Source organism: Streptomyces sp. NPDC002588, from assembly GCF_040295925.1.
Taxonomy (GTDB): Bacteria; Actinomycetota; Actinomycetes; order Streptomycetales; family Streptomycetaceae; genus Streptomyces.
The window spans coordinates 69,434-87,635 of record NZ_JBEOWF010000014.1 but is presented as its reverse complement, the minus strand read 5'-3'; the positions used below and the strand labels follow the sequence as shown (position 1 = coordinate 87,635).

The 18,202-nt window shown below is 69.7% G+C and carries 18 protein-coding genes; 8 read left to right on the top strand and 10 right to left on the bottom strand.

Translation table 11 applies throughout. The annotated features are described in order from the left end of the window. The first annotated feature begins 121 nt into the window (after nucleotides 1–121). Complete coding sequence (locus ABT057_RS17995) at nucleotides 122–1,507, top strand: serine hydrolase domain-containing protein (RefSeq protein WP_352344028.1); 1,386 nt, start codon at nucleotides 122–124, stop codon at nucleotides 1,505–1,507. A gap of 57 nt (nucleotides 1,508–1,564) precedes the next feature. Here ABT057_RS17995 and ABT057_RS17990 read toward each other — a convergent pair whose 3' ends face one another. Together ABT057_RS17990 and ABT057_RS17985 are read right to left on the bottom strand one after the other, a co-directional pair. Beyond that, nucleotides 1,565–2,017: a GNAT family N-acetyltransferase gene (locus tag ABT057_RS17990; RefSeq protein WP_352344027.1), complete on the bottom strand. Its 453-nt coding sequence runs from the start codon at nucleotides 2,015–2,017 to the stop codon at nucleotides 1,565–1,567. A 48-nt stretch (nucleotides 2,018–2,065) separates the two neighbouring features. Then, complete coding sequence (locus ABT057_RS17985; protein ID WP_352344026.1) at nucleotides 2,066–2,932, bottom strand: GNAT family N-acetyltransferase; 867 nt, start codon at nucleotides 2,930–2,932, stop codon at nucleotides 2,066–2,068. Nucleotides 2,933–3,145: 213 nt separating this feature from the next. On the opposite strand from ABT057_RS17985, the gene ABT057_RS17980 reads away from it, so the two are divergent. Together ABT057_RS17980 and ABT057_RS17975 are read left to right on the top strand one after the other, a co-directional pair. Next, the gene (locus ABT057_RS17980; RefSeq protein ID WP_352344025.1) at nucleotides 3,146–3,778 is read left to right on the top strand and encodes an HAD family hydrolase; all 633 of its coding nucleotides are present in this window, start codon (nucleotides 3,146–3,148) and stop codon (nucleotides 3,776–3,778) included. A 338-nt stretch (nucleotides 3,779–4,116) separates the two neighbouring features. Continuing rightward, a complete protein-coding gene (locus tag ABT057_RS17975; RefSeq protein ID WP_352344024.1) occupies nucleotides 4,117–5,811 on the top strand; it encodes a globin domain-containing protein in 1,695 nt (564 codons plus the stop codon). 48 nt (nucleotides 5,812–5,859) lie between these two features. On the opposite strand, the gene ABT057_RS17970 is transcribed toward ABT057_RS17975, so the two are convergent. From ABT057_RS17970 to ABT057_RS17950, 5 genes are all read right to left on the bottom strand, one after another. Continuing rightward, a complete protein-coding gene (locus ABT057_RS17970) occupies nucleotides 5,860–6,342 on the bottom strand; it encodes an NUDIX domain-containing protein (protein WP_352344023.1) in 483 nt (160 codons plus the stop codon). 99 nt (nucleotides 6,343–6,441) lie between these two features. Beyond that, complete coding sequence (locus ABT057_RS17965) at nucleotides 6,442–7,347, bottom strand: LysR family transcriptional regulator (RefSeq protein ID WP_352344022.1); 906 nt, start codon at nucleotides 7,345–7,347, stop codon at nucleotides 6,442–6,444. A gap of 252 nt (nucleotides 7,348–7,599) precedes the next feature. Then, nucleotides 7,600–8,757, bottom strand: coding sequence for a cystathionine gamma-lyase (locus ABT057_RS17960; protein WP_352344021.1), 1,158 nt, complete (start codon nucleotides 8,755–8,757; stop codon nucleotides 7,600–7,602). Beyond that, nucleotides 8,754–9,245: a low molecular weight protein-tyrosine-phosphatase gene (locus tag ABT057_RS17955; protein ID WP_352344020.1), complete on the bottom strand. Its 492-nt coding sequence runs from the start codon at nucleotides 9,243–9,245 to the stop codon at nucleotides 8,754–8,756. The genes ABT057_RS17960 and ABT057_RS17955 overlap by 4 nt, the downstream gene beginning before the upstream one ends. Before the next feature lie 7 nt (nucleotides 9,246–9,252). Beyond that, on the bottom strand, nucleotides 9,253–9,630 hold the full coding sequence (locus tag ABT057_RS17950; RefSeq protein WP_352344019.1) for a phage holin family protein: 378 nt from the start codon (nucleotides 9,628–9,630) through the stop codon (nucleotides 9,253–9,255). A gap of 58 nt (nucleotides 9,631–9,688) precedes the next feature. On the opposite strand from ABT057_RS17950, the gene ABT057_RS17945 reads away from it, so the two are divergent. The 4 genes from ABT057_RS17945 (at nucleotide 9,689) to ABT057_RS17930 (ending at nucleotide 12,005) form a co-directional block, all read left to right on the top strand. Beyond that, nucleotides 9,689–10,006: a cupin domain-containing protein gene (locus tag ABT057_RS17945; RefSeq protein WP_352344018.1), complete on the top strand. Its 318-nt coding sequence runs from the start codon at nucleotides 9,689–9,691 to the stop codon at nucleotides 10,004–10,006. Between the two features lie 155 nt (nucleotides 10,007–10,161). Further along, a complete protein-coding gene (locus tag ABT057_RS17940; protein WP_352344017.1) occupies nucleotides 10,162–10,374 on the top strand; it encodes a DUF5326 family protein in 213 nt (70 codons plus the stop codon). A 197-nt stretch (nucleotides 10,375–10,571) separates the two neighbouring features. After that, nucleotides 10,572–11,459, top strand: a complete 888-nt coding sequence (locus ABT057_RS17935; protein ID WP_352344016.1) for an IclR family transcriptional regulator — start codon at nucleotides 10,572–10,574, stop codon at nucleotides 11,457–11,459. Nucleotides 11,460–11,558: 99 nt separating this feature from the next. Next, nucleotides 11,559–12,005: an SsgA family sporulation/cell division regulator gene (locus tag ABT057_RS17930; protein ID WP_352344015.1), complete on the top strand. Its 447-nt coding sequence runs from the start codon at nucleotides 11,559–11,561 to the stop codon at nucleotides 12,003–12,005. Between the two features lie 140 nt (nucleotides 12,006–12,145). Here the strand turns inward: ABT057_RS17930 and ABT057_RS17925 are convergent, their stop codons facing one another. After that, the gene (locus ABT057_RS17925) at nucleotides 12,146–13,747 is read right to left on the bottom strand and encodes a YibE/F family protein (protein WP_352344014.1); all 1,602 of its coding nucleotides are present in this window, start codon (nucleotides 13,745–13,747) and stop codon (nucleotides 12,146–12,148) included. Nucleotides 13,748–14,001: 254 nt separating this feature from the next. Here ABT057_RS17925 and thiC point away from each other — a divergent pair, with 254 nt between their 5' ends. Continuing rightward, nucleotides 14,002–15,804: a phosphomethylpyrimidine synthase ThiC gene (thiC, locus tag ABT057_RS17920; RefSeq protein WP_352344013.1), complete on the top strand. Its 1,803-nt coding sequence runs from the start codon at nucleotides 14,002–14,004 to the stop codon at nucleotides 15,802–15,804. Nucleotides 15,805–15,937: 133 nt separating this feature from the next. Here thiC and ABT057_RS17915 read toward each other — a convergent pair whose 3' ends face one another. Both ABT057_RS17915 and ABT057_RS17910 read right to left on the bottom strand, forming a co-directional pair. Then, nucleotides 15,938–16,819 carry a hypothetical protein gene (locus ABT057_RS17915; protein ID WP_352344012.1) on the bottom strand — a complete coding sequence of 294 codons (882 nt, stop codon included), beginning with the start codon at nucleotides 16,817–16,819 and terminating at the stop codon, nucleotides 15,938–15,940. A gap of 192 nt (nucleotides 16,820–17,011) precedes the next feature. Next, nucleotides 17,012–18,097: a metallophosphoesterase gene (locus ABT057_RS17910; protein WP_352344011.1), complete on the bottom strand. Its 1,086-nt coding sequence runs from the start codon at nucleotides 18,095–18,097 to the stop codon at nucleotides 17,012–17,014. Nucleotides 18,098–18,202 lie beyond the last annotated feature (105 nt).

The following is an 18,202-nucleotide window of genomic DNA, read 5'->3' as shown; positions in this document are numbered from 1 at the left end:
GAAACTCATCGGTGCGCGATCTGAGCAGGTCAGAGAAGACCGACATGTCATCGGCGGCGAGACCCTCCACCCCGGGCGAAACGAACTCGACGCCGGGCCCGGGGGCATGTGGACTGGGCCCATGACGACACCTCAGGACGAGCTGCTCCCCGCCACCCGGAGATCACTGCTGCACCGGATCGCCGTCGCCCAGACCGACGGGCGTACACCCTCGCTCGTCGCCGCGGTCGTGCGGGACGGGCGGGCCATCTGGCACGGGTCGCGCACCTCGGTCGACGGGCACGCGCCGGACGAGAACGTGCAGTACCGGATCGGCTCGATCACCAAGACCTTCACCGCCGTTCTCGTGCTGCGGCTGCGTGACGAAGGGGTGCTCGACCTCGGGGACCCGCTGGAGAAGCATCTGCCCGGCACCGGGGCGGGGGAGGCCACGATCGCCCAACTCCTCGCCCACACGAGCGGGCTGGCGGCCGAGACGCCCGGCCCCTGGTGGGAGCGGACGCCGGGCTCGCTGCGGCCCGAACTGGCCGACGTCCTCGGCGACGGGGTCGCCCCGCATCCGGCCGGCCGCCGTCATCACTACTCCAACCCCGGCTATGCCCTGCTGGGTGCTCTCGTCGAAGAGCTGAGAGGAGTCTCGTGGGAAGAGGCGCTCAGGCGTGAAGTGCTCGAACCGCTGGGTCTCGATCGCACCAGTGTCCGGCCGCAGGCTCCGGCCGCGGGTGGCTGGGCAGTGCATCCCTGGGCCGACGTGATGCAGCCGGAACGCCTGGAGGACTACGGGCGGCTGGCCCCCGCGGGCCAGCTCTGGTCCACAACCGGGGATCTCGCGCGGTTCACGGCCTTCCTGCTGCGGGGGGACGAGCGGGTGCTCGGCGCGGAGACACTGCGGGAGATGCGGACGCCCGCGGCTCCGGTCGAGGCCGCGGATGTGGCGGACGGTGCCACGTACGGACTCGGCATGCAGATCCTGCACCGGGACGGGCGGCTGCTCGTCGGCCACTCCGGCTCGGTGCCCGGCTTCCTGGCGTCCCTCATCATCGGTGTGGAGGACGATGTCGCCGCCGTGGTGCTCACCAACTGCACCTCCGGTCTCATGACCTTCTCGTTGGCGGCTGATCTCGTCCGTATCGTTGCCGAGGCCGAGCCGAGAATCCCGGAGCCATGGCGGCCGCTGCGGGAGGTCGACTCCTCCGTCCTGGAGCTGGCGGGTCAGTGGTACTGGGGGACCAGCTGCTTCGCCCTGCGTGTCACGGCCGACGGACTCATCTCCTTGGGGCCACTGTCCGGCGGCGGCCGGCGCTCACGCTTCCGGGCGAACGGGGACGGGACCTGGACGGGCCTGGAGGGCTACTTCGCCGGAGAGCCTCTGCGGGCCGTACGGAGGCCGGACGGAAGCGTGGACCATCTGGACCTCGGGTCGTTCGTGTTCACGCGCCAGCCGTACGAGGAGGGTGCCGCTGTGCCCGGTGGGGTCGACCCGGAAGGATGGCGGGGGATCGGCTGACGCTTTTCCTACGGCGACGGAGCGCTCTGTTTCACGTGAAACAGAGCGCTCCTGTGGTCAGAGCTGGAGTTTGAAGCCTTCGTGCGAGGCCTCGAAGCCCAGCCGCTCGTAGAAGCGGTGGGCGTCCGTGCGGGTCTTGTCGGACGTCAGCTGCACCAGTTGGCAGTCAGCGCGACGTGACTCCTCGATCGCCCATTCGATGAACCGCGTGCCCAGACCGCTGCCGCGCTCGTCGGCGTGCACGCGCACGCCTTCGATGACAGACCGCGTGGCGCCGCGGCGGGAGAGACCGGGAATGAACGTGAGCTGGAGAGTGCCGACGACGCGACCTTCGCGGACGGCGACGACCAGACGCTGGTTGGGGTCGGCGCTGAGCCGCCGCAGGGCCGCCAGGTAAGGGGTCAGGTCGTCCGGCGACTCACGCTGGGCGCCCAGAGGGTCGTCCGCGAGCATCCCGACGATCGCGGGCAGGTCGTCGGCGACAGCACTCCGTATCTCAAGATCTCCCATGTCCGTAGCCTATGCGGGGGCCGGAACGTCAGGGATGGGCTCGACGCCTCAGCCGGCCGCCACCGTGAGCGGGGCGAACCGCCGGGTCCAGTCGCCCGGCAGTTCCCCGATCCCGTAGGTCATGACGGTGTTGAAGAAGACGGACTCCAGGCCCCGTGCCTTCACCCACGCCAGCAACTCCTCGTGCCGCACGTCGATGTCGGTCCGCAGCGGCCGGTCGGTGTGGGCGGCGAGGGAGGACAGGAGGGCCTTCGCGGTCTCCGTGTCGCGGGCGATCAGCGGACCCACGACGTGGGTGGTCATGTTGGGCCAGGCCGCCGCGTAACCGACGATCCGGCCGCTGTCCTCGGCGACCCGCAACTGGTCGGCGAAGGCGGGCAGCCGGGTGATCACATGCGTGCGATCGGAGCCGAACACCTCCTCGTCGAGCCGGAGAATCCTCGGCAGATCCTCGGCCGTGGCTGCACGGGTGCCGATGACCGGTGTCGAGGCGTCCGGGGTGAAGGGTCCGCACACCATCTCGGCCCGGCCCGTGGCCTTGAAGCCCAGTTCCTCGTACAGCGGGCGGCCGACCGGTGTCGCGTGCAGGGTCAGCGGGGTCGTACCCATCGCGGAGACGACATGCCGCATGAGGCGGCGGCCGATGCCCTGCCGGGCATGCCGCTCGGCGACCAGCACCATACCGATGGCTCCGAGGTCGGGGCGGTCGTACGGACCGTACGAAGTGACGACGCAGGCGGCGACCAGACCCCCGTCAGGGTCGTCGATGCCATACCCCTTGCCGGCGGAGAGCAGGAGAACCCACTTGTGCTCCTCGCGCGGCCACCCCCGGTCCTCGGACAGGTCGGCGCAGGCGGTGAGATCGCGGTGCGTCAGACGGCGGATGGGCAGAGCGGCTGGGGAAGGAGTCGGCACGCAGGTCAGGCTGTCCGACGGACACCTCTGACGTCCACCTGTTTCTCAGGAGACGCACGCGCTTTTGGCCATGCCATGGTCAACTGCACAGCGCTTGGACCACGGAATGGTGTTTCACGTGAAACGAGCGGCTGTTTCACGTGAAACCGTGCTGCGCCATGAAGGAGGTGCATCATCACCAGATACTGACGGCGTGCCCGTTAGCCTCGGCTCATGGCGAGACTTCATCTCTTCGATCTCGACGGCACTCTGCTGCACGGCACCTCCGCACCGCGGGAGATCTCCCGTCAACTCGGTCTGGAGGCCGAGGCGGTGGCTCTGGATCTCGCTGCCGCCACCGGGCGGATCGAGCCGCCGGAGTATGCGGTCCGGGTGCATGCGCTGTGGGCGAGCCTCACCGAGGAACATGTCACGGCGGCGTTCGAGGCGGCTCCATGGCTGGATCGCATCCGAGATGTCTGGGCGGATCTCAGGAGCAGAGGGGAGTACTGCGCTGTCGTCTCGCTCTCGCCCTCTTTCTTTGTGGAAAAACTCACGGCCTGGGGTGCGCACGCGGCCCATGGCTCCCGTTTCCCGGCGCTGCCTTTCGTCGAGCCCGTGGATCCGGCGGGGGTCCTCAGCGCCGCCGCGAAGGTGGTGATCGCCGATCGGCTGTGCGCAGAGTTCGGAGTGACGCGGGAGGACTGTGTCGCCTACGGCGACTCGCTCTCCGACAAAGACCTGTTCGGAGCCGTCTCCGTCTCCGTGGCAGTCAATGCGGACCATCATCTGACGAGCCTCGCCACACATTCCTACACGGGGAGGGATCTATGGGATGCCTATGAATTGGCGCTCCACGTCCGGTAGTTGAGGGACTCGACGGTTCACGTCCCAGGTCCCTCCCGGAGGGAGGGAAGGGGGGACTTGTGCCGTCGACGGCGGCCGGTATGGTCGACTCCGGTTCGCTTTCGGGACATGGACGCGCTGGATCCGGCGCATACATTCCCCGCGAACCGAGAAGGAGCAACGCAGCTTGACGGGGACGGAGAGAACGAGGAACCGCACTCTCGCCTCATGCGTTCGTGCAGAGCGGTACAAGGGGGAGGGCCGCGGCCGTCCCGGGCGCGGAACCGAACGGAAAAGCAATCCGTCTGCGGGGGAAGCAGGCACCTTCCGATCCAGGAAGTGCGCAGACCGACCGAAAGATGTTCGAGGCGAGGCACACCATGGACGCTCCGACCACCAAGTCGGCCGACAACGGCACGTCCGGCGGCGGGGACGGATGGTTCACGCCGCGCAAGCAGCCGGAGTCGGCTGCCGGGGGCGAGCAGGGCGCGTCGGACGGCCGTCGGCTGGCCGCTCTGCGCCCGGTGGGCCGCGGCACTTCCACAGCCGAGGGTGATCGTCCCCAGGGCGGGAGCGGGGACTCGGGGCATCGAATAGACACCGGCCCTCCGGGCCCGAATCCCGGCCCGGAAGCGTCGACCACCCCCGCGTCGACCACCCCCGCGTCGACCCCGCCCGGGGCGACCGCCCCGGTGTCCGCGCACCACCCGGCACGGGACGAGCCCAGGCCCCCCGCCGAGCGCCTGATGTCCTTCCAGGATCAAGCACCTGTCCCGGTGCAGGCCGGGGCCCGCAGAGAAGCACCCGAGCGGCCCGCGTCGGCCGATCCTCGCCGTTCCGCCCCGCAGCCCGCGCCCGCCGCGCCCCCCGCCTCCTACCCGGCTCCCGATGCCCCGCTCGCCGACCCCCAGGTCTCCACTCAGCGGTCCGTCCCGGACGCCTCGCCGGACGCCGTCCTCGTCCGCCGGACCATGACCGAGGTGGCCCCCGTGGCCGACAAGGTCACCTCGTACTTCTACGCACTGCTTTTCGTCCGTCACCCCGACCTGCGCCCGCTCTTCCCGCCCGCGATGGACGCCCAGCGCGACCGGCTGCTCAAGGCACTGCTGATCGCTGCCGAGCACATCGACAACACTCCGGTTCTCGTCGACTACTTGCAGAACCTCGGCCGTGGCCACCGCAAGTACGGCACCCGGGCCGAGCACTACCCGGCCGTCGGGGAGTGCCTGATCGGTGCGCTGAGCAAGTACGCCGGCGCCGTGTGGGGGGACGAGACGGAGGCCGCCTGGGTCCGCACCTACACGACGATCTCGCAGGTCATGATCGACGCGGCGGCCGCGGACGAACTCCGGGCGCCGGCCTGGTGGCACGCGGAGATCGTCTCCCACGAGCTGAGAACGCCGGACATCGCCGTAGTCACCGTCCGACCGGACCAGCCCTACCCCTTCCTCGCCGGACAGTACGCGAGCCTCGAGACACCGTGGTGGCCGCGGATCTGGCGGCACTACTCGTTCGCTTCCGCGCCCCGCTCCGACGGACTGCTGACGTTCCACGTGAAGGCCATCCCCGCGGGCTGGGTCTCCAACGCCCTGGTGCACCGCGCCCGGCCCGGTGACGTCGTACGTCTCGGACCGCCGGCCGGCTCGATGACCGTCGACCACACCAGGGCCAGCGGACTGCTCTGCGTGGGCGGCGGCACCGGCATCGCTCCCATCAAGGCACTGGTCGAGGATGTCGCCGAGCATGGCACGCGCCGCCCGGTCGAGGTCTTCTACGGCGCCCGCACCGATCACGACCTCTATGACATCGACACGATGCTCAGGCTCCAGCAGTCCCACCACTGGCTGGAGATCCGCCCGGTGGTCGACCGGCACGGTCTGCTGCAACTGCCGGACGCGATACGCACCTTCGGGCCCTGGCCCGGGTACGACGCCTACGTCTCCGGTCCGCCCGGCATGATCAGCAGCGGAGTGGACGCCCTACGCGGCGCCGGCTTTCCCCTGGAGCGCATACGGCACGACTCGGTCGAGGAACTCGTCGCTGCCGGAGACTGACCGGGCGCCCCGTCGGTCACACCGCGGGGGAGCCGCAGCGCAGGTACCTCAGCCGAGGTCCGGGGCGTGCATGGCCCGGACACCCTCGATGTTGCCGTCGAGGTAGTGCCGCAGCGACAGCGGTACGAGGTGGACGGAGGCGATCCCCACCCGGGTGAACGGAACCCGGACGATCTCGTACTCGCCGGCGGGCTCGTCGACCTCGGGACCGTGCCGCTGGGCCGGGTCCATGGATTCCAGCCGGCAGACGAAGAAGTGCTGCACCTTCACGCCGGTCGCGCCGCCGTCGTCGCCGATGTGCTCGACGGTGTCGACGAAGCAGGGAACCACGTCGGTGATCTTCGCGCCGAGCTCCTCGTGCACCTCGCGGTGCAGGGCATCGACGACGGTCGTGTCATCCGGCTCGACGCCACCACCGGGCGTGACCCAGTAGGGGTCCACGCCGGGCTTGGTGCGCTTGATCAGGATCAGGTCATCGCCGTCCAGCAGGACGGCACGGGCGGTGCGCTTGACCACGGGTCGGACGGTCATGGGAGAAATGTGGCCCCGCATGTTCCACGTGAAACATCGCGAAACGTGACGGACCGACTGCATCCCGTAATACCCGGGAAATGGCCTCCCCGACCCCGCTCAGCACCACTCCCCAGCGGCCTCGAGCAGCCACTCGTGGGCCCGCGCGACCTGCGGCATCGCCAGGGTGCCGGTCCGCGCCACCAGGACGTACGTCCGCAGCGGAGGCACGGCGGGCTCGTACGGTGCGACGACATCACCGCGCTCCAGAGCGGAGACGCAGAGATAGCGGGGCAGGACCGCGAGGCCGGCGCCCGCCACCGTGCAGGCGAGGACCGCGCGCAGGTCGGGGACGATGACCGTGCCGGAGGCGGCGGGGCGGGAGTCGAAGACGGAGGCCCAGTAGCGGGAGACGAGCGGCAGCGACTCGTGCACCTCGACGACAGGGAGGTTCTCCAGCGCCGAGGCTCCCTTGTGCCGCAGCTTTCCGGTGTCGATCCGCTCCGCCCACTGCGGGGCGGCGACCAGGACGTGCTCCTCGTCGCACAGCGGGGTGGCCGTGAGCAGGGCGCCGCGGGGCCGGGCCGTGCTGATGGCGAGGTCGTGGTGGCCGGCCGCCAGCCCCTCCAGAACCTCTTCGGCGTTGCCGAAGGAGACGCGCAGGGCGAGTCCCTGCCCGTCGTCGCCGGTCAGCCCGGTGAGGGCGGGCAAGGCCCGCTCGGCGGTGAACTCAGGCGGACCGGCGAGATGCAGGGATCGTAAGGAGGACTCGTCGTCGAGACCGGTCTCGGTGATCTCGACCAGGGCGTCGAGATGGGGAGCGGCCTTGTGGGCGAGTTCGTCGCCCATCGTCGTCGGGGTCACTCCGCGGGCCTGGCGCAGGAACAGGGGATGCCCCAGCTGCCGTTCCAGTGTGCGGATCTGGGAGGTGACGGCCGGCTGCGAGAGACCCAGCAGAGCGGCGGCGCGGGTGAACGAACCAGCCCGGTGCACGGTCACGAAGGTGCGCAGCAAGGCCAGATCCATGGAGGGTTCTTCCCCTTTCCTGCCGTTCTCCCGGCTCGGGGGCGGGCTCTGCTCCCGGGGCGGAGGCAGGCCCAACTATAAATATGTCGATAGGCCCCTGTCGTTACCGTGATTGGACACTGACACAGAGTCAACTAGCCTGGTTCGCGCGGTTCTTCACGCAGGGAACCGAGGACGGTCCGAGCCACGAGGGGGGAGGCTCGGACCGTCCGCCGTGTGGAGCGGAAGGCCGTCCGGACGTGCGTGAACCGGTCATGCCGCCGACTCCCCCAGGGCACGCAGCACATCCGCCACCAGATCATCGGGATCCTCGGCGCCGACGGAGAGGCGCACGAAGCCCTCCGGTACCGCGTCGCCGCCCCAGCGCCCCCGCCGTTCGGCGGTGGAACGCACCCCGCCGAAGCTCGTCGCGTCGTCCACGAGTCGCAGTGCTTCCAGAAACCGTTCGGCACGCGCGCGCGTGGGCAGCGTGAACGAGACCACGCATCCGAAGCGCCGCATCTGCCGCGCGGCGACCTTGTGGGACGGGTCGTCGGGCAGGCCCGGGTAGCGCAGCCCGGTCACCTCCGGCCGCCCCCGCAGTGCCTCGGCCACCGCCTGCGCAGTGGCCGCCTGCCGGTCGACACGCAGCTGCAGCGTGGCGATCGACCGGTGCGCGAGCCAGGCCTCCATCGGCCCGGGAATCGCCCCTACGATCTTGCGCCACCGCCGTACGGCCGTCATGGGCTCGCCGGCCCGGCCGGTGACATAGCCGAGGAGGACGTCTCCGTGGCCGGTGAGCTGCTTGGTGCCGCTGGCCACCGAGAAGTCGGCGCCGAGCTCCAGCGGACGCTGCCCGAGCGGGGTCGCGAGCGTGTTGTCGACGGCCACGAGCGCACCACGCGCGTGTGCCGCCTCGACGAGCCGCCGGATGTCGCACACGTCGAGCCCGGGGTTCGACGGCGACTCGATCCACAGCAGCCGGGCGCCGTCCAGGACGCCGAGCTGGGCGTCGTCACCGGTGGGCGCGGTGCGCACCTCGATGCCGTACCCCTCCAACTGCGCCCGCACCAGGGGCAGCGCCTGGTAGCCGTCGGCGGGCAGGACGACCGTGTCCCCGGCGCGCAGCTGGGAGAAGAGGACCGACGAGATCGCGGCCATGCCGGAGGCGAAGGCGAGTGTCTCGACGCCGTCCTGCCCCGGCGCCTCCAGTTCGCCGATGGCGCGTTCCAGATGCGTCCAGGTCGGGTTCTCGTCACGGCCGTAGGCGTAGGGGCCCGTGGGCTCGCCCGGCAGGTGGAAGTGCGCGGCGAACACCGGTCCGGGGAGGGTCGGTTCGTGCTTCACCGGCTCGGGCAGTCCGGCCCGCACCGCGCGCGTGCCCTCACCGGAGTCCGGGAACGGGGTTCCGGCGGTCGGGGAGTCACTCATGGCGCCCGTCCTTCCAGGTCCTCGCTCACGGCGTCCAGCAGACCGCTGCTCGCCGCCTCCACCATCTCGAGGCACTCCTCGAAGCCGCCGCGGCCTCCGTAATAGGGGTCGGGAACGTCGAGGTCGTCGCCGGCCCCGGGATCGTAGGAGCGCAGCAGGCGTACCTTCCGGACGTCCTCCTCGGTGCGCGCCAGCCGGCGCAGGGCCTTGAGGTGGCCGGTGTCCAGCGCGATCACCAGGTCGAGGCGGGCGAACCAGGACGGCTCGAACACCCGGGCCGTGTGGTCGAGGGCGTAACCGTTCTCCTCCAGGACGCCGAGAGTGCGCGGGTCGGCACCCTCGCCCTCGTGCCAGTCCCCGGTGCCGGCGCTGTCGACCTCGACCAGACCCTCGAGCCCGGCGTCCGCCACGCGCGCGCGGAAGACCGATTCGGCCATCGGCGAGCGGCAGATGTTGCCCGTGCAGACGAAGCAGACGCGATAGGTCATCGCGAGCTCAGTCCTCGTCGGGCAGGACGACGTTGAGCGCCCAGGAGACGACGGAGATGATCAGGCCGCCGAGGACCGCGGTCCAGAAGCCCTCGACGTGGAAGCTCACGTCGAGCTTGTCGGCCAGCCACGAGGTCAGCAGCAGCATCAGGGCGTTGACCACCAGGGTGATCAGGCCGAGCGTCAGGATGAACAAGGGGAAGGTGAGTACCTTGACGATCGGTTTGACCAGGAAGTTCACCAGGCCGAAGAGCAGGGCGACCACTATCAGAGTGCCGATCTTCTTGCCCGTGCCGTCACCGGTCAGAGTGATCTTGTCGAGCAGCCAGACGGCGACCGCCAGGGCACCCGCGTTGGCGATCGTCTTGACTACGAAATTCTTCATGTGTCTGATCGTGGCAGAGAGATCGGCAACGAGAACAGGGCGAGGGCGGACGAACACGATGAAGGCATTCCGGCTGGACGAACTGGAGGCGGAGCGAGCCGCCAACGACGGCGCTTACCTGCAGTTTCTACGAGAGCGGAACATGTCCGTCGGCCTGTACGCGCTCGACGCCGGAGAACATGATCCACAGAATCCGCACAACCAGGACGAGGTGTACTTCGTCGCGAGCGGGCGCGCCTCCATCACCGTCGGCCTGGAGACCACCCAGGTCGCGCGCGGCAGCGTGGTGTACGTCCCTGCCGGAGTCGCCCACAAGTTCCATCACATCAGCGAGGATCTGAGGGTCCTGGTGGTGTTCTCTCCGCCCGAGGCGTGACCCGCAGCCCCGGGATCCCTAGGGGATGGATCAGGGGAGGACAAGGGACGCGAGGCCCCCGCCGGTACCCCTCACGGATCTAGCATCGACGGCAGGACACAGGAAGCATCCGGACTCGACAGGAGTTCCGGACGACGAGGACAAGGACAAAGGCGATGCGAGAGATCTTCGCGGGACTGCCGTGGTGGGTGAAGTGGGTGGCGGTGCCGGTCATCGCCCTGGTCGTGTTCGGCGGCCTGATAGCCAACGTCGTCGGCTTCGTGGTCTATCTGCTGTTCAAGCTGCTGATCTTCGTGGCCCTGGTCGGCGGACTGATCTACGTCGTGCGGAAGTTCATGGCGGGTTCCTCCTCGCGCGGCGACTGGTGAACGGCGCGGGAGGCGGCGGGCGGTAACAGGAATCGCCTGTTCGCTCGGCCGGGGGAAGTTTCCCGGAGGACCCGTTCGCCGGCGGTGGCGGACGGTTAAAGTCCGGAACTCGACGCGGGGACGACCCCCGCGAGCGGCGTACCCCCTCCCGTGTCCCCCGCACGGGGCCGCCCTCTCGCGCTTCGGGAGTGACCCCCTTGGCCCTGGTTGACACCGCATCCGCGGAACCGCAGGCACCCCTCGCCCGGCCCCGTTCCTCCGCGCCCCCGCTCCAGCGTCCGCCCGGCGCGGCGCTCCCCGAACAGCCTCGCTCCACACCGGCGCGGCAGCCGCACCCTGCCGCGACCCTCATCGGCTCCGTCCAGCGCGCCATGCGGCTGCTGGAGTCCGTCGCCGAGCACGAGTCCGGAGCACCGGCCAAGCAACTCGCCCGTGAGACGGGCCTCGCCCTCCCCACGGCCTACCACCTCCTGCGCACCCTGGTGCACGAGGGCTATCTGCGCCGGGACAAGGGCCTCTTCTTCCTCGGCGAGGCAGCCGAGCGACTGGGCAGCAGCGGAGCGGCGCAGAAACGTCGCAGCACAGTCGCCGACACCCTCGCCCACTGGCGCGATTCGATCGGTGTCCCCGTGTACTACGCCCGGTACCGCGACGGCGAGATCGAGATCATGTGCGTCTCCGACACCCCGGACAACCCCGCGGTGGAGGAGTGGGCCGACTTCCGCGAGACCGGGCACGCGCACGCCATCGGCCAGTGCCTGCTGTCCCAACTCGACGAGGCCACTCGCCGAGACCACCTGGACCGCTATCCCGTGCAGTCGATCACCCCGTACACGGTGCGCGACGACCACACCCTCCTGCGGCGCCTGGAAAGGATGCGACGCATGGAACCGGTCGTGGAGAGGCAGGAATACGCACTGGGCACGGTGTGCGCCGCGGTCCCGATCACGGTGGGCACCACCGTGGCGACCATGGCCATCTCCCTGCCCGGCCATCAGGCCGGCCGGCTGCTCCCGGCCGCACGGCAGTTGCAGAGCGAAGTGGGGCGGAAGCTGGGATCGATCGCGATCTCTATCAGTATCTGAAAACTTACTCCTTGTGATCTGTCGTACACGTTCAGCAAGATGCCTCCAGTGTCAGGGGTTGATTACCGGCCATTCCACGGCAAATGACGGGGTAACGCGATGCGCGAGTCCGTGCAGGCAGTACAGGCAGAGGTCATGATGAACTTCCTCGTCTCCGAGGAGCTCTCGTTCCGCATCCCGGTGGAACTGGGCTATGAGTCACGCGACCCCTATGCCGTACGGCTCACCTTCCATCTGCCCGGCGACGCCCCGGTGACCTGGGCCTTCGGGCGTGAGCTGCTCATCGACGGGGTGGGCCGGCCGTGCGGGGAGGGGGACGTACGGGTCGCGCCCCTCGACCCCGATGCGCTCGGCGAGGTTCTGATCCGGCTTCAGGTGGGCGGTGACCAGGCGCTGTTCCGGTCCTCCACGGCTCCCCTGGTGGCTTTCCTGGACCGCACCGACAAACTGGTCCCCCTCGGCCAGGAGGGGGCGCTCGCCGACTTCGACGCCCACCTCGACGAGGCACTGGACCGGATCCTCGCGGAGGAGCAGAGCGCCGGGTGAGCCAGGACGGCGGAACGCTTCGCCATCGGGGTGGGGGGCTGAAGTAACGCTTCTTCTGATGATCGGCGGACCTGGGCCGGGGCGTGGGCGTGCGGGTGCCCGGCAGGCAGGTGGCCCGGCCGCCGGGGCAGCCGGGACGCTCAGCGCTTGCGGCGCTTGCCCCGGCCGCCCCGCGACTGGGCCTGGCCCGCGGGCACAGCTCCGGCCAGGGCGCCCTCCGGCACCGGCATGGCCGCCTGTACCCGTTCCGGACGGTCGGCGGCGACCACGAGGGCCGCCAGGGCCGTGGTGACCGGCACGGAAGCCACGAGCCCGATCGATCCCACCAGCGTGCGCACGATCTCCTCGGCGACCAGCTCACTGTTGGCGACCGTGCCGACGCTGCTCTGCGCGATCGAGAAGAGCAGCAGCAGTGGCAGCGCGGCACCCGCGTAGGCGAGGACCAGCGTGTTCACGACGGACGCGATGTGGTCGCGGCCGATACGGATACCGGCCCGGTACAGCCCGCGCCGGCCCATGGCCGGATTGGCCTCGTGCAACTCCCAGACCGCGGACGTCTGGGTGACCGTCACGTCGTCGAGGACACCGAGCGAGCCGATGATGATGCCGGCGAGCAGCAGACCGCTCATGTCGATCGACGGGTACAGGCTGTGGATCAGGCCGGTGCTGTCGTCCGTGTTGCCGGTGAGCGCGGCCCAGTCGACGAACCACGAGCCCAGGAAGCCGATCAGCAGCAGCGAGATGAGTGTGCCGAGCACCGCGACGGAGGTGCGGGCCGAGAGGCCGTGGCACAGATACAGGGCGATCAGCATGATGGCGCTCGACCCGACCACGGCCACGAGCAGCGGGTTGGAGCCCTGCAGGATCGCCGGCAGGATGAAGAAGTTCAGGATGAGGAAGCTGGCGGCGAGCGCCACCAGTGCCATGACGCCACGCAGCCGTCCGACGACCACGACGGCGACCGCGAAGATGAGGGCCAGGACGGTCATCGGGACACGGCGGTTCACGTCGGTCACCGAGTACTGGAGATCCTTCGGCGCCGAGGGCTCGTAGGCGACCACGACCTTCTCGCCCTCGTGCAACTGCCGTGACTGGTCGGGCTGGACGATCTCGGTGAACGTGCGGCCCTTGTCGTCACCGGTGTCCACGCGGATCGTTGCCCGCTTGCAGGTGCCGTTCGCCTGCTGCTCGGCGGAGGATCCGCCGGCCGTGGCGGTGCCGCCGGTGGAGGTGCCACCGGAGGCGTTCACCGACTTGCAGCTCACGCTCACGACTTTGCTGACCGTGGCCTGCTGGGTCTGCCGGTCGAAGCCGACGCCGGTGCGCTGGTGCGCCGGGGCACCGCCCGGCCACAGCACCACGAGCCCCGCCAGCACCGCCGCGGCGAACGGGATGAGGATGACCGCGATGACCTTGCGCAGATGCTTGGAGACGGGGGCGGCGGGGCCGTGGCTGTGGCTGTGCCCGTGCCCGTGCGCCTGGTGGTCGCCGTGCGCCTGCCGACCGTCCCGCCCCTCACCGGAGCCAGGGCCGTGCGCATGGCCGTGCTCACCCTCATGCCCGCCGCCGTGCCCGCCACCGAAGTCGCGGTTGCCGTTGGGGCCTTGAGCGGGGCTGGGCCGGGGTGGGTAGCCAGGACCGTTCACCGGGTCGTTCCCCGGCCTGCTCCCGGGACCGTTGCCGACGCCCGGCCTCTGGGGCGGCTCGGGCGGCGGGAAGGAGGGATGGGGTGTCGTGGTCACCGCCCGATCATCGCAAGAACGACAGGGGCCCTCTGTTCACCGCGCCCGAATTGACGCTAGCGTGGAGTCACCTTTGCACACGCGGGAGCTCGGAGCACCGGGCTGAGAGGGCGCTGACCTACGTCTTTGCGCTGTTTCACGTGGAACGTCATCACTGTCGAGTGATGTTTCACATGAAACAACGGCAGGCGGTAGCCGCTGCGTCGACCGCTGAACCTGTTACCGGGTAATGCCGGCGTAGGGAGATAGGTCTCATGACCAACAAGGACGCACGCACGCCTGCCTCCATTCAGGACGAAAAGTCCCGAGAGGCCGGGAAGTCCGTCGGCTGGCACAAGGGGTATGTCGAGGGCACCCGCCCCGACCTGCGGGTGCCGGTCCGCCAGGTGCACCTCACCAACGGTCGGTCGGTCACGCTGTACGACACCTCCGGCCCGTACACCGATCCGCTCGTCGACACCGACGTCCGCAGGGGCCTGGAGCCGTTGCGCGAGAACTGGATCATCGCCCGCGGCGACACCGAGGAGTACACGGGCCGCCCCGTCCGCCCCGAGGACGACGGCATCAAGCACACCTCGCCCCGCGGAGGTCTGCGCAACCTCGACGCCGTGTTCCCGGGACGGCCGCGGCTGCCGCGCCGGAGCCGGGACGGTGAGGCGGTCACTCAGCTCGCGTATGCGCGTCGCGGGGAGATCACCCCCGAGATGGAGTTCGTGGCCCTCCGGGAGAACATTTCGCCAGAAGTGGTGCGCGAGGAGATCGCGGCGGGCCGAGCGGTGCTGCCGGCCAACGTCAACCACCCGGAGAGCGAGCCGATGATCATCGGCAAGCGGTTCCTGGTGAAGGTCAACGCCAACATCGGCAACTCCGCGGTGACGTCCTCCATCGAGGAAGAGGTCGAGAAGATGACCTGGGCGACCCGTTGGGGCGCCGACACGGTCATGGACCTGTCCACCGGCCGCAACATCCACACGACCCGTGAGTGGGTGCTGCGCAACTCCCCCGTCCCCATCGGCACGGTGCCGCTCTACCAGGCGCTGGAGAAGGTCGACGGCAAGGCAGAGGAACTGACCTGGGAGATCTACAAGGACACCGTCGTCGAGCAGGCCGAGCAGGGCGTGGACTACATGACGGTCCACGCGGGCGTACGCCTCCCGTTCGTGCCGCTGACGGCGAACCGCAAGACCGGCATCGTCTCGCGCGGCGGCTCGATCATGGCCGCCTGGTGCCTCGCGCACCACAAGGAGTCCTTCCTGTACGAGAACTTCGAGGAGCTCTGCGAGATCCTCGCCGCCTACGACGTCACGTACTCGCTGGGCGACGGCCTGCGGCCGGGTTCGATCGCCGACGCCAACGACGAGGCGCAGTTCGCGGAGTTGCGCACACTCGGGGAACTCAACACGATCGCCAAGCGTTTCAACGTACAGACCATGATCGAGGGCCCGGGCCATGTCCCGATGCACAAGATCAAGGAGAACATCGACCTTCAGCAGGAGATCTGCGATGAAGCTCCGTTCTATACGCTCGGCCCGCTGACGACGGACGTCGCACCGGCCTACGACCACATCACCTCCGGTATCGGCGCCGCGATGATCGCCTGGTGGGGCACGGCGATGCTCTGTTACGTCACACCCAAGGAGCACCTGGGCCTCCCCGACCGCGACGACGTCAAGACGGGCGTCATCACCTACAAGATCGCAGCCCACGCGGCCGATCTCGCCAAGGGGCACCCCGGCGCGCAGGAATGGGACGACGCGCTGTCCGACGCCCGCTTCGAGTTCCGCTGGGAGGACCAGTTCAACCTGGCCCTCGACCCGGACACGGCACGGGAGTTCCATGACGAGACCCTCCCGGCGGAGCCGGCCAAGACGGCCCACTTCTGCTCGATGTGCGGGCCGAAGTTCTGCAGCATGAAGATCAGCCGAAGCATCACAGAGCGGTTCGGCGACAAGGCCGCAGAGGGAGCCTCGCCCGAGGAGATCGCCGAGGGGATGCTCCGGAAATCCAAGGAGTTCGCGGCCGGCGGCAACAGGGTGTACCTGCCGCTCGCGGACTGACACGGCTGGATCGGCTCCGCCGTTCCTTCCGGAACAGGTCGGTCGGCCGTGCGTGTTCTCCGACCGGTTCGGCTTGCGCTCCCCTTGTCCCGGACCGAGGGGTCGGGGATGTCCGGGGGCGCAAGCCGAGGGCCTATTCCGGCTGGTGCTCCGGGCCGCCGAAGTCCGGGCTCGTGTAGTCCGGGCTGCTGAAGCTCGGGCGCGGGCCCGCCGCGGGGCCGTCGTCGGGGCTGGTGAAGCCCGGACGGTCGTAGCCGATCTTCGGAAGCCTGCCGGTGGGGGCCGGCGGGGTCGGTTCGGAGTGCAGCGCGGCCGTGGTGGCCGGGTCGGTGAGGGCCTCCCGCAGGAACGGCAGGAGCCCGCGTTCCAGCAGGGCTTCGCGCCAGGCCTCCTTGGCCCGGGCGACCTCGCTGCTCAGTTCGCCGTACGGTCCGGCCGCCAGGGAAGGGCGGTTGCGCAGGGCGGTGAGCAGCAGTCCGACCGTGGCCACGAGGATCGCGGCGGCGGCGATGGCACCGAAGGCCCATCCGACGTTGAGCATGGCCTGGGCGACCGCCTGCTCGGGTTCGAGCGCCTTGAGCAGGTACCCGACGAGCAGGAAGATCACCGCGGCGGTACCGGCGAGGACGGGGGTGAGCACGGCGGCGACGGCGACGGCGCCCGCCCCGGCGGTCTCGGCGACCTGGGCCGCCTCCCCCATGGTGGTGGCGAGCCCCATCGTTGCCGCGCCCGGCTCGCCCGAGCCGGATTCGTGCACGGACGAGGGGGTGGACGGCGCCGGGTGGCGCAGTTCCTCGCGGACCTTCACATAGTGCTGGTACTCGGTCGCCGCGGCCGCCGTGATGAGTGCGGAGGCGTTGAGCGCCATGGTGCGCAGCTGTTCGGGGTTGAGCCGCTGTCCGACAGCGGCCAGTTCCGGGTGGTGTGGTGCGGAGCGCAGCGCCTCGTCGAGGATCCGCTCGTACTCCTGGCGGTCCTCACTGTGCAGGTGCTGCGGAACGCTGTTCATGTGCATCCCCCGATGCTCCGTAGGGCTTGGGGCTCGCATGCCAACGAGCCGTCGGGCAGAAACGGAGGGGAGCCTGCTACGGATAAGGCGATGGTAGAGCGGCGACGGCATGCGGTGACAGGGGGTTTGCCGAAATTGGCCCCTGGCCTGCGGTGCCGTCGACCGGTCCGAAGAGGGTCACGGCGGCCCCGGTAACGCTCAGCCGTCCAGGGGCAGTTGCTGGACCAGCAGTTTTCCGGCCATGGTCACGCCGCCGTCCATGGCGATGGCCAGCCCGTCGGCGTAGACGTGCGGGCCCTCGACGTGCGGGCCGCCGCTGTCCTCGCCGTCGTCCTCGGAGCCGACTTCGCCCAGCAGGTAGGGAATCGGGCTGTGTCCGTGAACGATGCGGGTGCCGCCGTACGTATCGAGCAGGGAACGGACGGCGTCGGCTCCACCTTCGTCCCGGAAGGAGAAGCGCTTGGTGAACTTGCGGAACAGGTCCCACACCTCGTCCGCGTCGTTGCGCGTGATCGTCTCGCGGACGGTGTCGTTGACCGCCTCGATCGAGTCGCCGTAGTCGAGGTAGGCGGTGGTGTCGGAGTGGACGAGCAGATGACCGTCGACCTCCTCGACGGCGTCGAGACGGGCCATCCACTGCAGATGGTGGTCCTGGAGGCGGTCCATGTCGTGCTTCTGGCCGCCGTTGAGCAGCCAGGCGGCCTGGAAGGTGGCGGTGCCCGCGCCGGAGTTGACGGGGGTGTCGCCGAAGCGCTTGGCGCCGAGCAGGAGCAGCTCGTGGTTGCCCATGAGCGCCTTGCAGTAGCCGCCCGCGGCGGCGGCCTCGGCGGACAGCCGCATCACGAGGTCGATGACGCCGATGCCGTCCGGGCCCCGGTCGGTGAAGTCGCCGAGGAACCACAGCCGGGAGGTGCCGGCGCACCAGTGGCCGGCCGTGTCGATCAGACCCTTCTCCTGCAGCGCGGCCACCAGCTCCTCGAGGTAGCCGTGCACGTCGCCGACGACGAACAGCGGGCCCGGGCCGGTCGTGGGCACCGGAGCGGGGGCGGGCGCCGGGTCGACGGCCACCTGGAGCGTGTCGCCCCGCTGGACGACGGGCAGGTCGCGCTGCGTGGGCGTGTAGCCGTCCGGGTGTTCCAGGGGTTCTTCGAGGGGCGGCGCGGCGTTGCCCGGATGCACGCTGTCGTCGTACGGCCCGGTCTCGTGGACGTACGCGGGCACCCGGAAGTCGCGCAACGTCGCCGTCCGCTCCACCTCGGGTCCCTGACCGGCCCCCTGAGTCATCAGACCCCTCCACCATCGCGCCGCATCTGCACCCTCCGGGCTGCCTGGTCGCAGCCGCCCGTGGATGCCGTGCGCCCATCATAGGAATGCGGATCGGGCCGTGTG

What these genes read in the sequence shown, in the direction of transcription:
- ABT057_RS17970 (WP_352344023.1), bottom strand. Translation starts at nt 6,342, where the DNA reads ATGACCGTCCGACCCGTGGTCAAGCGCACCGCCCGTGCCGTCCTGCTG.
- ABT057_RS17995 (WP_352344028.1), top strand. Translation starts at nt 122, where the DNA reads ATGACGACACCTCAGGACGAGCTGCTCCCCGCCACCCGGAGATCACTG.
- ABT057_RS17960 (WP_352344021.1), bottom strand. Translation starts at nt 8,757, where the DNA reads ATGAGTGACTCCCCGACCGCCGGAACCCCGTTCCCGGACTCCGGTGAG.
- ABT057_RS17940 (WP_352344017.1), top strand. Translation starts at nt 10,162, where the DNA reads ATGCGAGAGATCTTCGCGGGACTGCCGTGGTGGGTGAAGTGGGTGGCG.
- ABT057_RS17955 (WP_352344020.1), bottom strand. Translation starts at nt 9,245, where the DNA reads ATGACCTATCGCGTCTGCTTCGTCTGCACGGGCAACATCTGCCGCTCG.
- ABT057_RS17915 (WP_352344012.1), bottom strand. Translation starts at nt 16,819, where the DNA reads ATGCACATGAACAGCGTTCCGCAGCACCTGCACAGTGAGGACCGCCAG.
- ABT057_RS17990 (WP_352344027.1), bottom strand. Translation starts at nt 2,017, where the DNA reads ATGGGAGATCTTGAGATACGGAGTGCTGTCGCCGACGACCTGCCCGCG.
- ABT057_RS17950 (WP_352344019.1), bottom strand. Translation starts at nt 9,630, where the DNA reads ATGAAGAATTTCGTAGTCAAGACGATCGCCAACGCGGGTGCCCTGGCG.
- ABT057_RS17975 (WP_352344024.1), top strand. Translation starts at nt 4,117, where the DNA reads ATGTTCGAGGCGAGGCACACCATGGACGCTCCGACCACCAAGTCGGCC.
- ABT057_RS17910 (WP_352344011.1), bottom strand. Translation starts at nt 18,097, where the DNA reads ATGACTCAGGGGGCCGGTCAGGGACCCGAGGTGGAGCGGACGGCGACG.
- ABT057_RS17930 (WP_352344015.1), top strand. Translation starts at nt 11,559, where the DNA reads ATGCGCGAGTCCGTGCAGGCAGTACAGGCAGAGGTCATGATGAACTTC.
- thiC (WP_352344013.1), top strand. Translation starts at nt 14,002, where the DNA reads ATGACCAACAAGGACGCACGCACGCCTGCCTCCATTCAGGACGAAAAG.
- ABT057_RS17980 (WP_352344025.1), top strand. Translation starts at nt 3,146, where the DNA reads ATGGCGAGACTTCATCTCTTCGATCTCGACGGCACTCTGCTGCACGGC.
- ABT057_RS17965 (WP_352344022.1), bottom strand. Translation starts at nt 7,347, where the DNA reads ATGGATCTGGCCTTGCTGCGCACCTTCGTGACCGTGCACCGGGCTGGT.
- ABT057_RS17945 (WP_352344018.1), top strand. Translation starts at nt 9,689, where the DNA reads ATGAAGGCATTCCGGCTGGACGAACTGGAGGCGGAGCGAGCCGCCAAC.